Here is a 21,290-nt window from a genome sequence, read left to right as displayed (position 1 = left end):
CAACTCAGAATTGTGATATAATGACAATCTAAAGTAACGTTTAATCATACGAATACATATTAAACCTCTCTGTCTGGAAAGGATGTCACCATGTTGCTTGATTTACTGCAAAATTTCCCCTTATGGGCTTCGATCGCCGCTATTTTTTTTGCACAAGTTGTTAAAGTCCCGATAAACTTTATCGCTTCAAGGAAATTTAATGCCAGTCTCGCCTTCAGTACTGGGGGGATGCCAAGCAGCCACTCAGCGGCTGTTACTGCTCTTGCTACAGGTGTTGGGATTGAACGTGGTTTTGATTCTCCTATATTCGCTGTCGCTTGCGTATTTACAATTATCGTCATGTTCGATTCTACTGGGGTACGAAGACAAACAGGCGAACAAGCCATCATGCTTAATATTTTATTGAAAGATTTCAATCGTTTTGTAAGTGAAGCGAGAGATTGGGGGAATAAAGAGGAATATCAAAAGAAAGAAGAATTGAAGGAATTGCTGGGACACCAGCCTATTGAAGTCTTTTTCGGCGGATTGACAGGAATATTACTTACTTTCTTGCTTCATACTCTCATCTATTAGTTTTATAAAAATTACAAAACCCCGCTCTTATTTTAGAGCGGGGTTTTGTAAATCATCCACTTTGCATTTGAGTGCGAAAAACTTGTAACGCTTCGTTCTCATTCAGTTGGACAAGTTCTTCTTCCGTCAATTCACCTGTCCCATTTTTAATCACGAAAACTTCTAAAGTCCTCTTTCCCCATTGATCATACACATCCTGTACAGTAGGGAAATATAAATCTAATTTATTTCCTTTTATAGCCCCGCCTTTATCTGCAACGACACCATAACCATAGTCCGGGATAAACAGGACTGTTCCGATTGGAAATACACTTAAATCTGCTGCAATCGTCGAATACAAATCTCGCTTAACGTTCACACCTGAATAAGTAATCCCATACTCTGGGTGCTCAGGCGTCTTCCCCGTTGACTCTTCCCCAGCTGTATAGCCTGTAGCTACAACCGTATGAGCAGGATATTGAGTGAGATCAATAGATTCAGCCAAACTTTGAGCTGCTTTTACAGTCGCACTCGATACATACCTTTGCTGAGCCTGCTTCACATTTAATGATTTCTCATTGATATTCACTTCTTTTTCGTTAAGTGACGTACCTTCGAACGTATCCGCATTGAACTTAGCTGCGATCCAATCATCTAAATCTGTAATCGAAATATTAGATACATTCGCTAAAGTACTGTAAAAAGCCAACACAAACAAGCTAATAAATAGTACTTTCTTCGTACGCTTTTTCATGAAAATCACCTCTAGGTGTAATCATGTCCAAGCTTGCTAATTTTATACAAAAAAGCTGAAGCAGACGTCTTCACGTCCACTTCAGCTTTTTCATTAAAACATCTGATATCCACTTTTCCTAAGAAACCTTATGACTACCCCCGCTACTATTGTGCCAGCAAAGCCACTAAGTAAAATAAATATATCGACGAACTTCAAATTAGCGATGTGCTCAAACACCATTGGAAATGAATCGGTCGGTGCTGAAAAATATCTCGTCCAAGGAAAATCATCGACAATCAATAAAACGATAGCCGGGTACACAAAAGACATGATCCATGAAGACCTTAAAATCATATTTAAAAGAAAAGAGATTCCAAAAAATAAAACAAAGAACAATAACATGGAAACAACGAATTGAACAATATTCAAAAAGATCCCCCTAAACCCGCATCAACGTAAATTTCTCCAACGTTCATTTTATAATTGATTCTGGAAATGCGCAAGTGCCCTGGTAGATCCGAACAGCTAAAGCCAAGACCCTCAGTGAGGTGTTCTTTCCTCACAGAGGGTCTTGGCTTATGGCTCGAGGATCTGGGCGCTGGAGCTGGACAATAGAAATGCGCAAGCCTCATGGAAGTCCCCAACACTTGCCGGTGTGGAGCATCAAAAAAGCAAAGGCAGTCTCAGCTGCCTTTGCTTTTTTTACTCACTCTTTATTAAAAGAAGAAGTTCAATTTACCTTTTTTCATTAGTAGACCTGGTCCACCTAGTTTAAGAAGATAACGGTTGTCGATAACCTTCTTCATTGCTGTTGCTGACCAGCCGAATAGCTTTTTATCGTCGAATACAACACCGATCGCGTCATTGTGTCCAAGAGAAGCTACAGTTCCTTTCAGATCTGGTTTGAATGGTTCTAAGTGACCATTTCCTTTAACCAATTTTGTAAGGTTTTCCGCCGTATGTTCTGCTTGCTGGATAGCAATTTGAGCTGTTGGCGGGTATGGACGCTCTGTTTCTTCATTGAATAGAAGCGCACAGTCTCCAACGATGAATACATCATCATAACCTTTTGGACGAAGTTCATCACTAACAGGAGTACGGCCGCGGTTTGATTCAAAACCAGCCTCTTCAACGATAGAGTTACCGCGAACACCGGCTGCCCATACAACTGTGTTTGTAGGAATTTCTTCACGCTGCTCGTCTTTTTCAAAAACAAGCTTGTCCGCTGTAACTTCTTTAATCATCGCGCCAATTTTGAATTCCACACCGCGTCCTTCAAGAGAATTCATTGCGTATTCCACTAGTTCAGGATCAAAGCCTGGAAGTGCCGTTGGCGCTGCTTCCACGTTGATGATACGAACATTTTCACGTGGAACGTCATATTCCTTACATAGTTCAGGAACACGGTTTGCAAGCTCTCCTACGAATTCGATACCAGTAAAGCCTGCACCACCGACAACGATGTTCAAGCGTTCTTGTTTTTTATCTGCTTCGTTATTGTATTTAGCGAAATTATACTCGATATGCTGACGAATTAGACGAGCACTGTTAATGCTGCCAATCGTAAAGGCATGCTCTTTCAACCCTGGAATTCCGAAAGTAGCTGCTTCAAAACCAAGACCGATCACAAGATAGTCATAGGAAAGTTCACCGTTTTCCAACAAGACTTTCTTTTGATCAGGTTTGATAGCCGTTACTGAATCTTGTACAAAGTTGATCTTACTCGTGTTGACCACGTCTTTGATCTGAATACGCGTACGATCATGATGAAGTGTACCTGCAGCGTTCTCGTGTAGCCACGTTGTCTGATAGTGGTAGCTGTGCTTGTTCACTAACGTAACGTTCGCGTCATTTGCACCTAGACTTTTCTGCAGCTTGACAGCTGTCATTATTCCTCCGTAGCCTGCTCCGAGGATGACAATGTTAGGGTTCTTCATGATTTAATCACTTCCATCTCGTATTTTTTAATATCCGATTATTCTTTGTGACTCGTTTCACACAAATTTTCATAAAAAAAAGCCTGTCGACTAGTATTAAAAATTGTCACAAATACGTAAAATGTTGTCTAGTCCCATCTTAGACTTTTTTCTTTTTATTTTCAACCCAAAATCTATTTATCAAAATAATGTAAAAATTATTTCTCATTGAAAAGGCTTACACCTCCCCATTATTCCCATGTAGAAAAATTTTATGATAGAATGAATTTTAGTGACATTTTTCGAACAGGAGGAAAATTATGAGTGATAACATATATGATATAACGATCATAGGTGGAGGCCCTGTAGGTTTATTCACTGCTTTTTACGGTGGCATGCGTGAAGCAAGTGTGAAAATTATCGAGAGTCTGCCGCACCTGGGCGGACAGCTTACAGCCCTTTATCCAGAGAAGTACATTTATGATGTTGCAGGTTTCCCAAAGGTAAGAGCTCAGGAGCTTGTAGATAATCTTGAAGAGCAAGCCATGACTTTTGATCCTACCATCGCTCTTGAACAAGAAGTTGTGAGTGTAGAGCGTTTGGAAGACGATGTACTTAAATTGACAACAGATAAGGAAGTTCACTATACAAGAACAATCATCATTACGGCAGGAAACGGAGCTTTCCAGCCAAGAAAGCTCAAAATAGAAGGAACAGAAAAATACGAAGGAAAAAACCTTCATTATCATGTCAGTGATATGAACCAATTCCAAGATAAAAATGTCATGATATGTGGTGGTGGAGATTCTGCCGTTGATTGGTCATTAATGCTTGAACCAATCGCCAATCAAGTGACTCTTGTCCACCGACGAGATAAATTCCGCGCCCATGAACATAGCGTGGCTCAACTAAAAAATTCAAGCGTAAATATAATGACACCGTTCGCCCCTGAACAAATGATCGGTGACGATAAGATCGAACAAGTTGAATTGAAAGAAGTCAAAGGAGACCGTGTCGAAACGATCGATGTTGATGACGTCATCGTGAACTATGGCTTTATCTCCTCTTTAGGTCCTATTAAAGATTGGGAGCTCGAAATCGAGAAGAACAGTATAGTTGTTAACTCAAAAATGGAGACGAACATTAAAGGGATTTATGCTGCAGGAGACATCTGTACGTACCCTGGAAAAGTAAAACTGATCGCTTCTGGATTTGGAGAAGGTCCTACGGCCGTCAATAACGCCAAAGCGTATATTGATCCAAGCGCACGTGTGCAGCCTAAGCACTCTACAAGTATTTTCTCCTAAAATGAAAAAAGAAGGATGCATGTGAGCATCCTTCTTTTCTTATGTCTATTTATTTTCAGATGATGAACTCTCTTGACTTTTTATCGTTTCATTGTTGCTTTTAGTCATTGCATACTCTTTAATATGATTGGATACTTGAATGCCTCCAACGATATAAATGAAAGTGAGCAGGATATTTTGCACGTTCTGATCAACTGTTCCTGTTTGGATGTACTGATACATCGTAGTTAAAAGCGTAATGAAATAACCAATGATAAGAGCACTGATTCGGTACTCATTCAACGAGAGACAGCTCTTCATAAACTCCTTCATCTTGTTCCCCCTCAATAAATAAGCCTTCATTTTATTTTATGGGGGATCAGCCTGTCATCTTCTGTTTAAACATAAAAAACCTTCCTGATAGGAAGGTTTTTATCTTTAACAATTCGGATCTGGAGTACCGGCATTTGTAGCCGTCTTGAAGGATGATCCACAGCCGCAGGATACGATGGCATTGGGATTATCAATTGTAAACCCGCCACCCATCATGTTCTGTTTAAAGTCAATCGTTGTTCCTTCAACAATTGCAGCATCTTGTCTATTAATGACGAAAGGAATACCATTGGATTCCTCAACAATGTCTAATTCTTCATTAATTTCATCTTCGAAGCCCATCGCGTAAGACAATCCGCTACAGCCTCCACCTTTAACACCGAAACGAAGGCGTACGTTTTCATTATCTTCTTCCTTCATCATTTGTTTAATTTGGTGACTAGCTGCTTCTGTAATATTGAGAATCATCTTGAGCCTCTCCTTTCATCTCATTACTGTAAGTATACTAACCTGAGGCGATTTTATCAAACAGAAGGACTGGAATAAAATACATCAAAAAAGGCGCTTTGTTATAAGCGCCTTCGTTTATGCCACACCATTTTATAGGGTCTCTTCCAGGTGTTGGTATATATGATCAACTAATTCTTTTGGTGTGTCTGCAATAATTCTTTCTCCATCGACGAGTGCATATAAAAATTGCGAACAAAGACCACAGTTGCTTAGGCAACCGTACTCTACTACATCGAGATCTGGATCTTTTTCCAGTTCCTCCATAGCCTCTTGGGCACCGTTAGCTAAGTTGTTAATGCAAAATTCAATTAACGGATTCATCCAAATCACCTCTATATCTCTGGATGAAACCCTATCCTCACATATTTTATCACACGTTATGCAGGAAATATAGAGAATTCACGAATCTGGATCAGTTTGTACACCATTAGCTTCAAGTGCCTTATACACGGACTTTAACCGCGGGTTTCCTTCCCCTACAATCTGCCCTTCAACAACAACAAGGGGATAAAACAATTCTTCTTCAAGAAGCTGATCGATCAAATCCCCATCCGCACCTTCTTGACCAGATGTATGGATATCGAAATATTGATATGAAATGGCGTTATCATCATATTTTCTAGCAATAGCTGCTTGCAGCCATTCGTATGTCTCTTTAGACCCAGGCGCATTCACACAGCTTGCACATTTCACTTCGGCACCATATACTGTAACCTTAATCTTTTTTTTGTTCATTATAACCACTCCCCCACAGCCGAAATTCTTTTATTTCATTTTACAAAAGTTCTAAAAAAAGATAAAATGAAAATGGTTCTCAATCAATTTACTGGGAGACGACAATAGATTTTTTAGTGATTTCGTTTTATAATAAGGTTACAGAAAGGGGAAGATTGAACATGCATGAACAAGTTCAAGAAGTACTTAACAAACTTCGCCCATTTTTACTTCGCGACGGGGGAGACGTTGAACTCGTAGATGTTGAGGATGGTATCGTCCGTTTACGTTTGATGGGCGCTTGTGGAAACTGCCCAAGTTCTACGATTACTTTAAAGGCAGGCATTGAGCGTGCGTTAGCTCAGGAAGTACCTGGTATTTATGAAGTGGAGCAAGTATTTTAAGCGTCAATAGACGCTCGACCAATAAGTTTAACTCATGTAAAAGCCGCACACTATTTTTTAGTGTGCGGCTTTGTTTTAATTAACGGAAGTCAAGGGCTTGTCCCCTTCAAAGTATTTCACTAAGTTATCTAGACAAAGCCGCATCATCTTATGCCTTGTTTCAACGGTAGCAGATCCTATATGAGGTAAACAGACAACCTGATTAAGCTCAAGCAAAGGATGATTTTTCCTGATTGGTTCTTGTTCAAACACATCCAGTCCAGTCCCGGCAATTTCTCCAGCTTCAAGGGCCTTGTACAGATCTTCTTCGTTCATAGTAGCTCCTCGAGAGGCATTGATAAAAATCGCTTCCTTTTTCATCTTCTTAAAAGCGTCTCTGTCAAAGATATGATGGGTTTCATCTGTTAAAGGAGCCATACAAACTACATAATCTGATTTCTCTAATAACTCTTCAAATTCTACATACTCCGCTCCTAATTCGTGTTCTGTTTCTTTTTTCCTTGAGCGGTTATGATAAAGTATGTCCATGTCAAAACCACGGGCACGGCGGGCAACTGCTTCGCCGATCCGTCCCATTCCAAATATGCCGATTGTTTTATGGTGTACATCTGTCCCTGCTAAAAGTAGTGGAGACCATGGGCCCCAGCGATCATCTTTAATGTACTGGTTTGCTTCGACCATTCTTCTGGCAACAGCCATTAATAGCCCAAATGTTAAATCTGCGGTTGTGTCTGTTAAAACGTCCGGAGTATTCGTAACTTTAATTTCAAATTTTGAGGCAGTGTCCACATCGATATTGTCATATCCTACAGCCATATTTGCGATGATCTTCAGACGATCCGTTTTCTTCAGCAAGTCCTCGTCCATTGGGTCAGTCAGCATCGTTAATAAACCGTCAGCTCTTTGGCTCTCCTCTTCAAGCTTTTCCTTGGAGACAGGCTTCTCTTCTTCTTGCCACATGCCGATGTTCAGATGTTCGCGGTAAGGCTTAACAATTTCCTCAGGTAATAACCGAGTAATGTACACATAAGGTTTATTCATCATATTCCTCCTCCGTTCTGTCATTCTTTCTCAGTTTATCACATACATGACCTTGTAAATCCTTAGGTATAATAAAAGCTGAAGGAATCACGGACAGCATTACATTCTGATATACTTATTGTAACCCTTCCGTTTTTCTCATTAATAACAAGGGTATAGAGCATCAGAAAAGATGTTAGGCAGGGAGGTTTTTGACAATATGGCAAAAGACAAAGTAACTGCACTGGAAACAACGGCAAGAGAATGGCTTCAGGAACGAGGCGTCACGATCGATGATATGGCTGATCTCGTTTACTATTTGCAATCCAAATACCATGATGATCTTTCGATGGATGAATGCCGTCACAACGTAAATCGCGTGTTGAAAAAACGCGAAATTCAAAATGCTATTATTACAGGCATCCAATTGGATAAACTGGCCGAAAAAAATCAACTGGAGGAACCGCTGCTCTCTACAATCCAAACAGATGAAGGATTATATGGAGTGGATGAGATCATAGCGTTCTCCATTGTCAATGTCTATGGTTCGATCGGATTTACAAACTATGGATACATTGATAAACAAAAACCAGGTATTCTTCAAAAATTAAATGACAAATCTTCAGGTGAATGCCATACATTCTTAGATGATATTGTCGGGGCAATTGCAGCTGCGGCGTCCAGCCGGCTCGCCCACAGTATTGCTGGCGATACAGACCCAGAAGAGGATTAACCTTTATAAAATACCGTGCCTGAGGTACGGTATTTTTTAATTTTCTGAAACCTTATCATGCATTCGTACGTATGTCATACAGAGGATTCATAACAAATCCCATGAATGGTAAGGAAAGGAAGTTTATACGATGAAGAAAATAAAATCGATCATGGTTTGGCTAGCCCCCACGATCATCATTATGATCGCCATTTCAGTTCTTTTTTTAGAGAACTATCAAGACGTCTCTGAACCCCCTGATGACAATTGGAGTCGTGGATTAAAAATAGGCAAGACTTCATTTGAACAAGAACCTTTTGTGCACCAAACTGAAGATGGCCAACGATCCCTCTCCTACTTGACAAACGATGGTGTTCAGCAAAATATCTACAACGATAACTATGAACTTATATCGGATAAAGCCTATGATATCCCTGTTGATAAATTCACATCCATTTTTGTGAACGATGATAAACTGATTTATTCCGATTATTATTCGATGTTCAATGGTGAAACGAAGGAAAAGATACAAGATATTACAGATTTTTTTCCTTTAAAAGAAAAGTTGCTTTACAAAAAAGAAAATGCTCTTTATTTACTACATACAGATGAAATGACTTCAACCCAGCTTTTTGAGTTACAAGATAACAATGCTTCATTAATCGTCGATCAATCAGAGCAAGGAGTTCATGTCATTTCTCAGTCGAACAATACAGATGGAAATCTTCTTACTTTTTATCAATTAAATGAAAATAAAATTAAAGAAATTGGTTCAACCTCTTTTGATGTTAAAAGTTCAGAGGAAGTAAAGGATATTCAATTTACCACTCATAACTGCAACTACCTTCTGCTAATGTCTACGGTTCAAAAGCAGAGCTCTTCAGGCAAAATGACTAATTTTTATTATTTTGCCGACACACCTATAGGAGAGACTCCCGACTTGAAACAAATATCCTTTAAAGATCCACATGGAAATAGAGAACTAAGAGAACTATCCGATATAAAGATGAAAATCATAGATGACAAGCCCACCTTATTGTTTAAAGCCTTTGGTTCGACGAAAACAACGTTTAAAGATGCTCTGCAATTCAATATTTACAAGGCAGAAGTGAGCAGCGAATCGACGCCAACGGTTACGCGATTAAGCAACACCCCTAATTCCTCTTCAAATCCTGTTTGGCTGGATGATAAAACAGTCGTTTGGATTGATCACGGAGGGGAGGAAAACAATAGAATCTATCTTGCATCCACTGACCAAACAGTTATCGATAGAACATCTGGTATAACACAAAGTGTCTTTATTCAATCCTTAGGTAAAACAATCGGAATGTTATCCTATAGCTTCTTAGCGGCAGTCATTACTGTGATATGGTTCATTTGGCCGCTCGTGTTCATTGTTTTCATCACCATCGCCAATAACCGGTCGCTTGATCAGGATCAGTCATGGATCTTCTATACAGGTGTACTGATTTATTTAGTAGCAGCTCTTATATTCAAGGGAACCATTTTTACTGATGCTGTGATGGCGAATGCTCCTAGCTATTTGAGCTTTACAGGTAGTTCGTTTATTTATTTGATCGGTTTCGCATTGGCTTCTCTAGTCATTCTTAGATATGGGGCAAAAGTCAGAGACTGGTCTACCCTGGTGCAATTAACTTATTTTATTGGGATCCACGTGTCATTTATAACCGTATTTTTCGGACCTTATCTAATATAAAGCAAAAACCATTATGATACTCAGACCATCTAAAAAAAGCCACCCTTAGGTGGCTTTTTCCATATCTTCGATGACTTCAAACAAATCTTTGTATTTATACGTAGGCTGCTTTTCTATCTCCTCAATATCTGTAAACGAGCTTACTCCTGTTTCCACCATGAGCGTATCCATTCCTGCCTGGATGCCGGCAAGAATGTCCGTATGATAATTGTCTCCAACTAGCAAGGCTGATTGTTCGTCACAACCCATTAGATGAAGCGCTTGTTTCATAATGACAGCTTCCGGTTTACCTATAAAGAGCGGACTTACGCCTGTACTTACAGAGATTACTGAAGTGATAGCTCCATTTCCCGGCATCATTCCTCGTTCTGTCGGAATAGCAATATCACTATTTGTACTAAGAAACTCCGCTCCATTTCTTACATTCAGACAAGCTTTGGCCAACTTCTCGTAGGTGATTTCGTGATCAATGCCAATCACAACAAAATCGGCATTTTCATCTACTATTTGATGTCCTTCCTGTGTAATCGCTTCTCTGAGGCCTTCTTCTCCTATCACATACACCTTGGCTTTTAGCTTTTGTTCTGAAATGAAGGTAGCCGTTGCAAGACTGCTTGTAAATACTTCTTCTTTTAAAGCTTGAACGCCTAAATGATTTAATTTCTCTGCAATCTGTTCCGGTGTCTTGGAGGAATTATTGGTTAAGAACAAAAAGGGGAGCTGCTTTCTTTTTAAACTCTCAACAAATTCAGCTGCCCCTTCTATTTTCTCCTTGCCTTTATACATCGTTCCATCGAGATCAATAAAATATCCTCTATATGATTTCAATCTTCCACCTTCTCTCTATGTAAGGATCGCGATGAAACGCGACCATTTCACCAAACCAATGAACAGAATTTTACTCTTTTGAAAAAGCTGAAACTGGCCCAAGTTCATTAGTCAGATAATCACGAATTCGATCTGGGAAATTCTGAATGGATTTGTTCTCCTCATTCCACACTTTTGCAATGTGTTCATGATCAATGTCTGTGTATTGCTGTATAATCATTTTTCGCAACTGGATAAATGCTTTATACCCGTCTATTTCCTCAGCAGGAAGTACCTTTTCATCCGTTAAAATATCGATTATATCCTCATAGCTTCCAGGGTCGCGCATAATAAAGCCATCAATCATCATATTACCAACATCAATGATAGCTTCAATACTAACATGAGCAAGACGCTCTAAAAGCAGCTGATCCGTAAAACTTCCTTCATGCCAATGACTATAGGACTCCTGTACTTTTTCCATATAGGTTAAAATTTCTTCGATTTTTTCACGGTTCACGAAATACATAAGAAAACCTCCATAAATAACTTTCTCAACCAAATGTATAAACATGATAACACAATTCATGGTTCCACTTAAAAATACGGCTAGTAAAGTACTTGGGTCCACCGGATAAGGTGAATATGTAAAAAGTACCACACACAAAAACATAAAAAATACAGTTAAGTGGTTAATAATAGAAGAATTGACATAAATGGTACTAACATTATGGAAAAAGGGCATAATATGGCTGTTGCTATTATGGCTACTTCTGAACGTGATGTTTTAAACCATCCACACCATAAAGAATAGGAGATGATGACAAATGGGAGAAAGGCCTCTTATTCAAGATGTAACTCAAGATACCAGTACGAGATTTGTTTCCTTTACAGCCGGAAGCCACCGGTTCGAGTTAGCTTTGATGAAAGCAGACTACTTTAATGATCAGACCATGGTCATTAATCTGCACAAAAACCGTCAAGCGTTACTTGATCTTGAGAACATCATGAAAGATGGTCACCTGGAGCATATCTTCCAGCTCAGCGCAATGGAAGCTGAAGAACTCCGGAACTACTTACCAGACTTGCTCTGAGAATAATGAAACCTCCTTTGGCGAAACTACTCCTAAGGAGGTTTTACTATGGGAAAAAAAGATAAAAAATTCTATTCAGACTTTGCCAATGTAGAAGCACAGCGAAATTATCTGACCCCGGAACAACTTCCCGAAGGTCCATACGGCTCTCCGAGAAATAAGGACAAGCCGGTTTCCAATGAGAAGAGCGCACCTTGGACAGACCAACAACGGTACTATAGTGCATTTAACTATGAGAATAAATCATTGCACCAGGACCTTCAGCGACAAGAGGACGGGTCCCACCCTATTCATGATGAGAAAAATAAGGACCTTAAACCGTCTGAAGAACAGATGGAATAAAAGACCGACGTGCTTGGCTCAAGCGCGTCGGTTTTATTGATTGACCCTTTTTAATACGAAATAAGCGCATCCAAAATTGCAATACTCGTATAAGTAATCCTCTAACGTACTTATTTTTGTATCAAACGTAGCTTTAGAATTTTGATCATCGTAAAAGCCCTTTAATCGAAGCTGTCCATAACCCCAGTCTCCAACGATGAAGTCATATTTACTTAAAATATCGCTGAAGCGGGCTTCCACATCCTCTTGCTGAAAGGCTTCTCTGTAATTCTCCACAAGCTCATATGTCTTACCTAATAATTCGACCACCAACATCACCTCTTATTCTGTCATAAGTGTATCATATTTCGAGCGCAGCACGGAAACCGAAACGTACGGTTTTGGTATGAATCGTTAAAATTCGTCCAACCTAAAAACAAACTTAAAAAAGTAGGAGAGATTGACATGAAAAAGAACTTAATGATTGTGCTGATCTTAGGCTTTATAGCTATCTTCTCTGCAGGATGCATGGAGTCTCCACAGGATGAAGAAACAAAACAGAAGGAAGATACATTAAATGGAAATGCGATGGATAGCTATAATGATGACGGACTAGATGGACAAGTCGGGTATGTTCGTTTTAAGAAAGACCAACTCGATCAAAGTAAAGAGAGAAACCGCGAAATTAAAGTAAACCGCGAGCAAGTTGCAGATATGGTATCAAGAATGATTCTGCGTTACGACGGTTTTGAAGATGTTGCTGCTCTTGTTACAGATAATGAAGTGCTAGTGGCTTATCAGAAACCAGAAGGTTATTCTCGTAAACAAGCTGCAGATATGGTACAAAAAACAGCTTATTCACTTGTTCCAAGCTTTTACCATGTGTACGTTTCCGATGATCCAGCCTCTTTTGGAGATATTCAAAGTGTCAGTACTTCCACAGTATACGACGAGCAATATGACGAAGTTATCGATAGCATCGTTAAGAAAATCAAGAAATCACCGCAAGGCAATGTCCCTCAAGACGATATGGATCAGCCCGATGTGGGGCCAAACATGGATGTTAAACCAAATACAGAAGAATGATTTCATCTCCCTTTCATTACCAATCATAACAGCTCTTAAGTTGTTAAAGCTAAACGTATCAAATACTTCGTAGGTGAAATCAATGAAATTTTTAGGGATACTATTCATAATCACCGCTGCCTTATTTTCTTTACCTGATGAACAAGTCTTTGCAGATGAGGAAAGTGAAACGCGGATGGCTCTTTATAAAAAGACCTCTGCTCTTACTGAAATTCCATGGGAATATATAGCTGCTATCGATCAGTTTGAAAGACAGGTCCATGACGATCCAAATGAAGGACGTGTCACAGCTATCGAGATTGATCCTTTATTTTGGTCAGGCAGTGCAGGCAAAATGCCCGCAGACTATTTTCCTGAAGGATGGGGAGCAGACGGCAGTGGAGATGGTAAGGCCAAACTGAATAATGACGAAGACGTATTGTGGGCAATGGGCAATTACATTAAATCATACGGAACAACTAAAGACGATATAAAAATCGCCCTTTGGAATTATTACAAGAGGGACCTTACTGTTCAAACCATAATGAACACAGCAAAAGTGTTCGAAAAGTTCCAAACAGTGTCTTTGACTAACCGTGATTTCCCCCTTCCCCTTCAGGCAAACTATAGTTACAGAAGTACCTGGGGGGACGCGAGAGGATTTGGAGGAAGGCGCATCCATGAAGGTACTGATATTTTTGCCAACTATGGAGTTCCTGTGAAATCAACGACTTACGGGGTCATTGAAATGAAAGGTTGGAACACATACGGAGGATGGCGTGTAGGTATTCGAGATATCTTTAACATTTACCATTACTATGCGCACCTTCAAAGCTTTAGTGATGTAAAGGTAGGAGATGTTGTTCAGCCTGGAGATGTTATAGGATCCGTTGGAGCTTCCGGATACGGTCCACCAGGAACATCAGGAAAATTCCCGCCTCATTTACACTATGGAATGTACCAGGATAATGGAAAAAATGAATGGTCGTTTGATCCTTATCCCTATTTAAGAAAATGGGAGCGTATGGTCAAAAATAAATAAGCGTCGCACTTAGTGCGACGCCATTTTTTCATATCTTTATGATTGTTTGGATTTCTTCACTGCGTTCATGATGCTCGCAACAAGTCCTCCCCAAATTACAACAATCCCAATAATCATCATTAATATAGCACTTGCTGTCATATCATCCTACCTCCTTGTGAGATTCATTAAGGGCTTTAGAATCCCAGCGTTTCAATGTCATCAGGAATCCTACTACAATAGCAAATGCAGCTACAGCCCAACCACCGAATAAGATGAAGGTATCTCCATACCCAGCATAGTTTCCAGACTCCGTTTCAAACTGTCCGAGTATATTTGTCTTGAATAAATCGAACATCATGTATCCAAGAACGATTGGGGTAATGACTCCAAGACAAATCTTCCACCAACCGCCTAAATGCAGATCAGAAATGCCATTCGCGTGTGTCTGGAAATCGTTAAGGTTACGCACGAACCAGGCGATGACGATAACCTCAACTAAACCAACAAACGCCACGCCGAATTGGTTAATAAAATAATCGGCATTATCTAAGAAATACAAACCGCCTTGGGTAGCGAATAGCAGGGATATGATTGCAGCAAGGCCGCCACCTAATCCAACTGCCGCTGTTCTTGACAGTCCAAATTTCTCGCTTATTGCAGCCACGTAAGTTTCTGAAATAGAAATTAACGATGACAATCCTGCCAAGACTAGAGATAAGAAGAATAGGAACCCAAATAGCCCATTTAAAGCTGGAAATTCGTTGATAATCTGCGGGAAGACCACAAATGCAAGACCCACTCCTCCGCTAACGACATCTTCTACTGGAACTCCGCTTTGAGATGCCATGAATCCTAAAGCACCGAATACTCCAATACCTGCCAGCAGTTCAAAACTTGAGTTACTAAAACCTGTGATGAAAGCGTTATTGGTAATATCAGATTTTTTCGGAAGATAACTGGAATACGTAATCATGATTGCAAAGGCAATCGATAGACTGAAGAAAATCTGTCCATATGCCGCTACCCATACACTACCTGAAGTAATGGTTTCAAAGTTAGGTGCAAAGAATGTTTGAAGACCTTCTGCTGCACCAGGTAAGGTAATGGCTCTGATTACAATGATCAAGAATAATACGACTAGAGTTGGAATGAATATCTTGTTTGCTGCCTCAATCCCTTTCTTAACTCCTTTGAATAGAACTCCCAAAGTGATTAACCAAACAGCAATAAGCGGAATCAAGACACCAGGCACTAAGCTTCCTGCCTGACCAGGATCTACGGATAAGTTCAAATAATCACTAAACAAGAAGCTTTCCGTGTCTTGTCCCCAAGATAGATTGAAGGCGAAAATACTGTAAGAAATTGCCCAGGCAATAATGACGGCGTAATAAGTTGAAATAACAAATGATACCAGTACAGCCCACCAGCCAAGCCATTCTGTTTTCTTATTCATACGGAAAAATGATAGCGGTGCTGATCCACGATATTTATGACCTAATGTGAATTCCATAACCAGTAATGGTATACCCGCTGTTAATAGAGCGAATAGATATGGAATGAAGAATGCGCCTCCACCATTTTCATAAGCTACTGAAGGGAAACGCCATATATTGCCTAGCCCGATTGCTGAGCCGACCGCTGCCAGGATAAACCCGGCCCTCGTCCCCCATTGTGCACGTTTTTCCATGTGTAAGACCTCCCTTTATTTTTCAGCCCTCAAAATGAAAAGCATAAATCATGCTTTCGAGGGATGTTTCTTAATTTTTATTTTTTTCTGATTATTTCTGCTTAAATTATAACCATCCAATACAGGCTTGTCAAAATAATTTTAAAATATTTAGAATTTAGCAAAAATAGAAAAAAAAGGATAAGCACAGGCTTTTGTGCTTATCCTTACGTTTAAATTATTATTTTTATGCTTCATGTGATGGGGTAAAGGTATGAATCAAAATACCTATAACTGCTACAATCACCAAAGTAATTAGTAATGGCAGCCAGACTCCACCGGTTAACCCCAGCAAAATGTAGCCAATGGAAGCAGCTCCTGCAGCTATTCCGGCATAAGGAAGCTGTGTTAGAACGTGGTCAATATGATTAGATCCAGCTCCTGTTGAAGAAAGAATCGTAGTATCTGAAATTGGTGAGCAATGATCGCCAAATACTGAACCTGCGAGTACAGCAGATAGAGCTGGCAAAATAAGAGCTGGTTCTGTTACCGCAGCGATTTCTCCTGCAATAGGAAGCATGATTCCAAAAGTCCCCCATGACGTTCCTGTAGAGAGCGCCATAAATCCGGAGATAATAAAGATTAATAAAGGGAAAAAGGCTGTATCGATATTCGCCTGGCTGAATTGTTGGGCAAGAAATTCACCTGTTTGCAATTGACCGATGATATCTCCAATCATCCACGCAAATATTAGAATGTAGATAGCAGGCAGCATCGCTTTGAAGCCTTCAAAGAATACATGTGACATCGAAGACTTCGGTTTCGCCTGTCCAATGTAAAGTGCTGCAGCAACGACAACGGCCGCGATTCCTCCAATGAACAAGGAGACGTTCACATTGGTATTTGCAAAGATGGCTAGTAGGTCTACTGCTCCTTCTGTGTTATTGATCCCAGTCACTACCATTGAGGAAACAGTTCCGAGAACTAAGGCTACAATCGGCAGGATTAGATGAGAAATTTTACCGTTGTTATGGCTCTTAAATTCATCATTTAAATCTCCCGGGACGTCGCCTTTTTCTGGATTTGTCAAATGACCTGTCTTTATAGCTCGACTTTCATGATTCCTCATAGGACCGATATCAAGTTTTAAGAATATGGTTAAAAACACAAGAAGTAAGGCAGCAAACACATAGAAGTTTGCTGGAATCATCCGCACGAATGCTTCTAAAGCTTGATAATTCGTGATTTCATTTGCTGCTAAGATGCTTCCGATTGTACCGATAATATAAGCACCCCAGCTTGAGATAGGCGATATGACGGTAACAGGCGCCGAAGTCGAGTCGATATAATAAGCAAGCTTCGCTCTTGAAATCTTATATCGATCTGTCACAGGCCTTGCAACCTGACCGACAGCAAGGGCATTGAAATAATCGTCAATAAAGATAATAATACCTAAGATGGCAGGAATAAGCTTCGCACCTTTTCTAGTACGAATTCTTTCAACGGCCCACTTTCCAAATGCTTGACTTCCCCCTGAGGCAGTCATAAAAGCTGTCGTAATCCCTAGAAGAAATAGAAATGTCAAAAGGTACAAGTTGCCCGTGTTCAATGTCCCATCACTGACGAAAATCGTCGCAAATAATGACCATATTAAGGATAGTCCGGCACCTATATCCATTTGCGTAAGCATAAATGCACCGACAATTATCCCTATACCTAGGGATAATATTACTTTTCTTGTAAATAATACAAGCAAAAGCATAAGTACTGCTGGAATTAAAGAATAGATCGTTCCTTCCATAAAGTTCCCCTCCGTAATTCTTTAGATGTAATACGGGATTGTTGGAAGGCTACTGTGGGAAAAATTGAGGAATAAAAAAAGACAATGATAGAAAATAATCCATCATTGCTCAAGTGGCAATTCGATTATCCTCCATTTCGATCAGTAGCGCTCCATGCACCCAAAAAGCATGCATGACAGTGTCTCCCCTCTTAAGAGATTACACCAGACTAAGATTGATTGACTCTCAACCACAGTCTTCGGCAATCACCCCTTTCTTCAATGATCTTGGCTTGTCATGGCTTCCATTGAATACTCTTGATGATCGCACCTCTACCTCACCGATCTGATAAGGTCACGCATATTAAATTCTTAGTCATTTTATCAGCTAACAAGGATTATTGCAAGGGATCCATTGGATAGGAAAATGATGGATCTCCACCTTCTCCCATTCCTCCATAGAAATTCGGGACTTCTCCTAAAATTGTCGCCGTATCAATAGGGATATCGGTTTCAACCGTCGTCGTCTCTGTAGAAAATGGAATAACAATTCTTACATTAACTTCAATGTGTATAGATAGTTGAAAAAGAGCAGCATTAATTCCATACTCCGTTATTTCACTTTGGAAATTTGATTGTACATCCCCAATGACTCTTAACTGCACAGGCACCTTAGGACCGAGGTTTGCTAATATTGTGTTGTTCGTCGCCTGACCTACAGGAATTTCAATCAGTGTCGCCGGTTGTTCTCCCAAATCTTCCTGAGTCATCTCAGGATCTATATCAGGTTCTAAAGACGTGTCTTCCATTGGCAGTTCATTCAGCTCCATTCGCTTCAAAAAGCTTTGAACTCGGTAAGTCGTATTCCGCAAAACCCTGTTTACTACCACCGAATTCCACCCCATATAAACGATGTTTCCATCTGTATCTTTTTCCATTTTCACCAGGTCATTAAACTGTAAGTCTTCTGCAATCTGCTTATTAACTGCTTCATTGATCGCATCCCTTGCTAATTGTTGTGTTTTTGTTTCTGCGATTCCGATAAGAGCTGGGGTAATTCCTCGGTTTATAAACCATAGACTCAATGCAGTGAATAATAAGAATAATAGTAAAGTCAGGACGATTCTTTTTCCGATTGAGGGTCCATGGGTGGCTTTCTTCTTGGACATAAAACAACCCCTCCTGACCTAACTATATGCCAGCTTTTAAGGGTTTAGGCATGAACTTATAAACTTGAAGATACTTACAGGAAATTACGTTTTTATCATTTCACAGCAATTGTTTACTACTTACTTCAGAACTAAAGTGGAAGTGCCTTGGGCCACACAAACTTATTTAGTAATTACCATATAAAAAATCACCTCATATCAATGAGGTGATTTCAAAGCTTTCGTTAGAACATCTCTTAACAGCTCAGGCATATAATATTTCTTTTTGGAAGCATAGGCGATTTCAGGAAACAAACGTCCAAATGTGAAGGTGTCAGCCGTTGCCAGCGTGTACATTCGCTCGTGATCGATCGGTTCCCCATTCAACGTGACACTCCGAACGTGCTTTTCACCATCCTTACCTTCTTTAACTTGAATCTCGACTCCAGTAAAAATCATTTTTCCTATAACTTCACCTCTGAATCCAAAGCCTTTCAAACGTATTTCAGTCAACTTTTTCGTGTGCGCGACTCGGATCACTTCTAGAATCTCATCTCCTGAAAGTTCTACTTTACAAGGATTCATAGGGTGAGGACAAATTCGGTGGACATCTTCGAAAGTTATTTCACCCTCACCTAAATGATCTAAAAGAACCCCTGCATTTAACATAGCCAAGTCCGCCTGCGTCCATGTTTGTAATTCTCTTGTCAGTCGCTGCATCAAATCAGTCTCTTGGAACCAGGCAATGTAGAGAGGTTTATTCAAATAGGTCACTGGAGTTCGCAATTGTGACACAGCTTGTTCCCTCATACCTTTGACTTCTCTCGTGACTTCTTCATTCTTTTTAAGGTTTTCTGTAGGAACCGCATACGCTTCTTTTCTTTCCAATTTGCCACTCTCATGATTCCAAACGAGCAGGACTTCACCTAAATGAGTTCCATGTTTTCCTGCTGCGGTTAGTAAGGATTCATTCATATATTCGCCGTTTTGAAACAAGTGATGAGTATGTCCGCCAATAATCACATCAATTCCTTTATATTGGCGAGCAATTTCTTCATCATCATTAATACCTAAATGGGATAAAAGGACAACAATATCTGTTTCCTCTCTTACCTTATCCAGAATGTGATCCAGAACGTCGAAAGGTGAAGAGACCTCCCATCCTATTTGTTCATAAAACGTCTTAAACGGGGCTGTTAAACCAATGACACCTACTTTTGTTCCATGTTTTGATGTGATAACCTCATACGGCTTTAACCATGAAGGTTGAGGCTGTTCCCCATATTGCAGATTAGCACAAACCACATCAAACTCAGCATGATCATACAACGTATAGAGATCTTCACTGGATAAAGTGATCCCCTCATTATTGCCCAAGTTTGCCACGTGATACCCCGCTTTATTCATAAGCGTAACGTTTCCCTTTCCCATTAAACCTTCAGCAATAGGATGAAAGCGGTCTACATGATCTCCGTTATCCACTAGCCAAAAACTTTCCCCTTTTCTGTTATGCTTTTCTTTTTGTTCATTGAAATAGCCAACAATTTGTGGCCAATTTTCGAAATGACTATGTAAATCACTTGTATAATATATAAAAAGTTTTTCCTTCATCATCAAGTCTCCTTATCCGATCCCTTGCCATATTAAGCGGATACCGATTAAGATCAGCAGGACTCTTAAAAACCACTCTACGGCTTGTCCATGAAGTCTACGGTTGATCCACGCCCCTAAGCTGCCTCCTAGATAGGCTCCAGGAATAAAATAAAGTGTATAAGCCCATTCCACATGCCCCATAATGACATGAGTCGCTGAGCTGGATATGCTAGCAAAAAAGATCATGAACATCGAAGTAGCTGTCGCTATATGAGGGGGGATTTGAAAGAGCAGGATCATCGCAGGCACCATCAGTGATCCGCCGCCGATACCAAGTAAACCTGAAAGCATCCCTACAGCAAACGATAACAATAAACCAATGGTTATCGGCATCTGATAGGTATAGGTTTCTCCATCAAGAACCTTTTCTCTCATTAAGCCCTTTTGGAAGAGCGGAGAATCTGAACTCTTTCTCGGGAGGAAGAACAGTAATGACACAAGGATCATCACAATACCGAAGAATAGTGAGAAGCTATCTGTCTTAAAATATTGATTCAACCACGAACCTAATATCCCCCCAGGTACACTTCCTATCAAAAAAATAATCCCCACTTTTTTATCTACTCGCTTATGCCTCATGTATGAAATTGCGGAAGACATGCCTGTAAAAATCATGACGACTAATGATACGCCGACAATGGATTGAGGAGTGACCCAATCAAAAGAATCGAAATGATCACCTAAAAATAATAAAGAAGGTACTAAAATTACACCGCCGCCTAATCCTGCGATGCTTCCAATCAATGCTGTTAATAATCCTATGACGAACATCGTGATGATGATCATTTGAAACATCCTTTATCTCTTTATAGATAATATTATAGTATCACGT

At 40.0% G+C, this 21,290-nt stretch carries 26 protein-coding genes and 1 riboswitch; of the genes, 9 read left to right on the top strand and 17 right to left on the bottom strand.

Annotated features, from left to right (window positions below):
• The first annotated feature begins 90 nt into the window (after positions 1-90).
• Positions 91-573 (top strand): divergent PAP2 family protein, encoded by a 483-nt coding sequence (locus tag HM131_RS07530; protein ID WP_085029179.1) that lies wholly within the window; start codon positions 91-93, stop codon positions 571-573.
• A gap of 52 nt (positions 574-625) precedes the next feature.
• On the opposite strand, the gene HM131_RS07525 is transcribed toward HM131_RS07530, so the two are convergent.
• From HM131_RS07525 to HM131_RS07515, 3 genes are all read right to left on the bottom strand, one after another.
• Positions 626-1,306, bottom strand: coding sequence for a 3D domain-containing protein (locus HM131_RS07525; protein ID WP_085029178.1), 681 nt, complete (start codon positions 1,304-1,306; stop codon positions 626-628).
• 93 nt (positions 1,307-1,399) lie between these two features.
• Positions 1,400-1,717 (bottom strand): YuiB family protein, encoded by a 318-nt coding sequence (locus HM131_RS07520; RefSeq protein WP_085029177.1) that lies wholly within the window; start codon positions 1,715-1,717, stop codon positions 1,400-1,402.
• 287 nt (positions 1,718-2,004) lie between these two features.
• Positions 2,005-3,225: an NAD(P)/FAD-dependent oxidoreductase gene (locus HM131_RS07515; RefSeq protein WP_085029176.1), complete on the bottom strand. Its 1,221-nt coding sequence runs from the start codon at positions 3,223-3,225 to the stop codon at positions 2,005-2,007.
• 299 nt (positions 3,226-3,524) lie between these two features.
• Here HM131_RS07515 and HM131_RS07510 point away from each other — a divergent pair, with 299 nt between their 5' ends.
• Entirely contained in the window at positions 3,525-4,511 is a 987-nt protein-coding gene (locus HM131_RS07510; protein WP_085029175.1) for an NAD(P)/FAD-dependent oxidoreductase, read from the top strand.
• Positions 4,512-4,556: 45 nt separating this feature from the next.
• Here the strand turns inward: HM131_RS07510 and HM131_RS07505 are convergent, their stop codons facing one another.
• The 4 genes from HM131_RS07505 to HM131_RS07490 all read right to left on the bottom strand — a co-directional run bounded on the left by HM131_RS07505 (position 4,557) and on the right by HM131_RS07490 (position 6,068).
• Positions 4,557-4,823, bottom strand: coding sequence for a hypothetical protein (locus HM131_RS07505; protein ID WP_085029174.1), 267 nt, complete (start codon positions 4,821-4,823; stop codon positions 4,557-4,559).
• A 105-nt stretch (positions 4,824-4,928) separates the two neighbouring features.
• On the bottom strand, positions 4,929-5,291 hold the full coding sequence (locus tag HM131_RS07500) for a HesB/IscA family protein (protein WP_085029173.1): 363 nt from the start codon (positions 5,289-5,291) through the stop codon (positions 4,929-4,931).
• A gap of 132 nt (positions 5,292-5,423) precedes the next feature.
• Entirely contained in the window at positions 5,424-5,654 is a 231-nt protein-coding gene (locus tag HM131_RS07495) for a YuzB family protein (protein ID WP_085029172.1), read from the bottom strand.
• A 78-nt stretch (positions 5,655-5,732) separates the two neighbouring features.
• Positions 5,733-6,068 (bottom strand): YuzD family protein, encoded by a 336-nt coding sequence (locus HM131_RS07490; protein ID WP_085029171.1) that lies wholly within the window; start codon positions 6,066-6,068, stop codon positions 5,733-5,735.
• 161 nt (positions 6,069-6,229) lie between these two features.
• On the opposite strand from HM131_RS07490, the gene HM131_RS07485 reads away from it, so the two are divergent.
• Positions 6,230-6,451 carry a NifU family protein gene (locus HM131_RS07485; RefSeq protein WP_035511544.1) on the top strand — a complete coding sequence of 74 codons (222 nt, stop codon included), beginning with the start codon at positions 6,230-6,232 and terminating at the stop codon, positions 6,449-6,451.
• A 75-nt stretch (positions 6,452-6,526) separates the two neighbouring features.
• Here the strand turns inward: HM131_RS07485 and HM131_RS07480 are convergent, their stop codons facing one another.
• A complete protein-coding gene (locus HM131_RS07480; RefSeq protein WP_085029170.1) occupies positions 6,527-7,492 on the bottom strand; it encodes a 2-hydroxyacid dehydrogenase in 966 nt (321 codons plus the stop codon).
• A gap of 199 nt (positions 7,493-7,691) precedes the next feature.
• Here HM131_RS07480 and HM131_RS07475 point away from each other — a divergent pair, with 199 nt between their 5' ends.
• Both HM131_RS07475 and HM131_RS07470 read left to right on the top strand, forming a co-directional pair.
• Positions 7,692-8,204 (top strand): phosphatidylglycerophosphatase A family protein, encoded by a 513-nt coding sequence (locus HM131_RS07475; RefSeq protein ID WP_085029169.1) that lies wholly within the window; start codon positions 7,692-7,694, stop codon positions 8,202-8,204.
• 130 nt (positions 8,205-8,334) lie between these two features.
• A complete protein-coding gene (locus HM131_RS07470; RefSeq protein ID WP_085029168.1) occupies positions 8,335-9,900 on the top strand; it encodes a hypothetical protein in 1,566 nt (521 codons plus the stop codon).
• Between the two features lie 45 nt (positions 9,901-9,945).
• Here the strand turns inward: HM131_RS07470 and HM131_RS07465 are convergent, their stop codons facing one another.
• Both HM131_RS07465 and HM131_RS07460 read right to left on the bottom strand, forming a co-directional pair.
• Positions 9,946-10,728, bottom strand: coding sequence for a TIGR01457 family HAD-type hydrolase (locus HM131_RS07465; RefSeq protein WP_085029167.1), 783 nt, complete (start codon positions 10,726-10,728; stop codon positions 9,946-9,948).
• Positions 10,729-10,798: 70 nt separating this feature from the next.
• Positions 10,799-11,236, bottom strand: a complete 438-nt coding sequence (locus tag HM131_RS07460; protein ID WP_085029166.1) for a DUF86 domain-containing protein — start codon at positions 11,234-11,236, stop codon at positions 10,799-10,801.
• Between the two features lie 298 nt (positions 11,237-11,534).
• Here HM131_RS07460 and HM131_RS07455 point away from each other — a divergent pair, with 298 nt between their 5' ends.
• Entirely contained in the window at positions 11,535-11,801 is a 267-nt protein-coding gene (locus HM131_RS07455; RefSeq protein ID WP_085029165.1) for a DUF3055 domain-containing protein, read from the top strand.
• A gap of 48 nt (positions 11,802-11,849) precedes the next feature.
• Positions 11,850-12,143 carry a cytosolic protein gene (locus tag HM131_RS07450; protein WP_085029164.1) on the top strand — a complete coding sequence of 98 codons (294 nt, stop codon included), beginning with the start codon at positions 11,850-11,852 and terminating at the stop codon, positions 12,141-12,143.
• A gap of 33 nt (positions 12,144-12,176) precedes the next feature.
• On the opposite strand, the gene HM131_RS07445 is transcribed toward HM131_RS07450, so the two are convergent.
• The gene (locus HM131_RS07445; protein WP_232324894.1) at positions 12,177-12,452 is read right to left on the bottom strand and encodes a YutD family protein; all 276 of its coding nucleotides are present in this window, start codon (positions 12,450-12,452) and stop codon (positions 12,177-12,179) included.
• Between the two features lie 135 nt (positions 12,453-12,587).
• On the opposite strand from HM131_RS07445, the gene HM131_RS07440 reads away from it, so the two are divergent.
• Both HM131_RS07440 and HM131_RS07435 read left to right on the top strand, forming a co-directional pair.
• A complete protein-coding gene (locus tag HM131_RS07440) occupies positions 12,588-13,208 on the top strand; it encodes a YhcN/YlaJ family sporulation lipoprotein (RefSeq protein ID WP_085029162.1) in 621 nt (206 codons plus the stop codon).
• Between the two features lie 82 nt (positions 13,209-13,290).
• Positions 13,291-14,229 (top strand): M23 family metallopeptidase, encoded by a 939-nt coding sequence (locus tag HM131_RS07435; RefSeq protein ID WP_085029161.1) that lies wholly within the window; start codon positions 13,291-13,293, stop codon positions 14,227-14,229.
• A gap of 36 nt (positions 14,230-14,265) precedes the next feature.
• On the opposite strand, the gene HM131_RS07430 is transcribed toward HM131_RS07435, so the two are convergent.
• The 6 genes from HM131_RS07430 to HM131_RS07405 all read right to left on the bottom strand — a co-directional run bounded on the left by HM131_RS07430 (position 14,266) and on the right by HM131_RS07405 (position 21,244).
• Positions 14,266-14,370 carry a methionine/alanine import family NSS transporter small subunit gene (locus HM131_RS07430; protein ID WP_085029160.1) on the bottom strand — a complete coding sequence of 35 codons (105 nt, stop codon included), beginning with the start codon at positions 14,368-14,370 and terminating at the stop codon, positions 14,266-14,268.
• A gap of 1 nt (position 14,371) precedes the next feature.
• Positions 14,372-15,898, bottom strand: coding sequence for a sodium-dependent transporter (locus HM131_RS07425; protein WP_085029159.1), 1,527 nt, complete (start codon positions 15,896-15,898; stop codon positions 14,372-14,374).
• A gap of 226 nt (positions 15,899-16,124) precedes the next feature.
• On the bottom strand, positions 16,125-17,678 hold the full coding sequence (locus HM131_RS07420; protein ID WP_085029158.1) for a Na+/H+ antiporter NhaC family protein: 1,554 nt from the start codon (positions 17,676-17,678) through the stop codon (positions 16,125-16,127).
• Positions 17,679-17,815: 137 nt separating this feature from the next.
• Positions 17,816-18,001: riboswitch (Lysine riboswitch) on the bottom strand.
• A 54-nt stretch (positions 18,002-18,055) separates the two neighbouring features.
• On the bottom strand, positions 18,056-18,826 hold the full coding sequence (yunB, locus tag HM131_RS07415) for a sporulation protein YunB (protein WP_085029157.1): 771 nt from the start codon (positions 18,824-18,826) through the stop codon (positions 18,056-18,058).
• A gap of 198 nt (positions 18,827-19,024) precedes the next feature.
• A complete protein-coding gene (locus HM131_RS07410) occupies positions 19,025-20,416 on the bottom strand; it encodes a bifunctional metallophosphatase/5'-nucleotidase (protein ID WP_198162737.1) in 1,392 nt (463 codons plus the stop codon).
• A gap of 12 nt (positions 20,417-20,428) precedes the next feature.
• Entirely contained in the window at positions 20,429-21,244 is an 816-nt protein-coding gene (locus HM131_RS07405; protein WP_085031857.1) for a sulfite exporter TauE/SafE family protein, read from the bottom strand.
• Positions 21,245-21,290 lie beyond the last annotated feature (46 nt).

This window comes from Halobacillus mangrovi (genome assembly GCF_002097535.1).
GTDB lineage: Bacteria > Bacillota > Bacilli > Bacillales > Halobacillaceae > Halobacillus > Halobacillus mangrovi_A.
The sequence above is the reverse complement of the archived record's forward strand: the minus strand, read 5'-3'. Positions and strand labels throughout refer to the sequence as shown.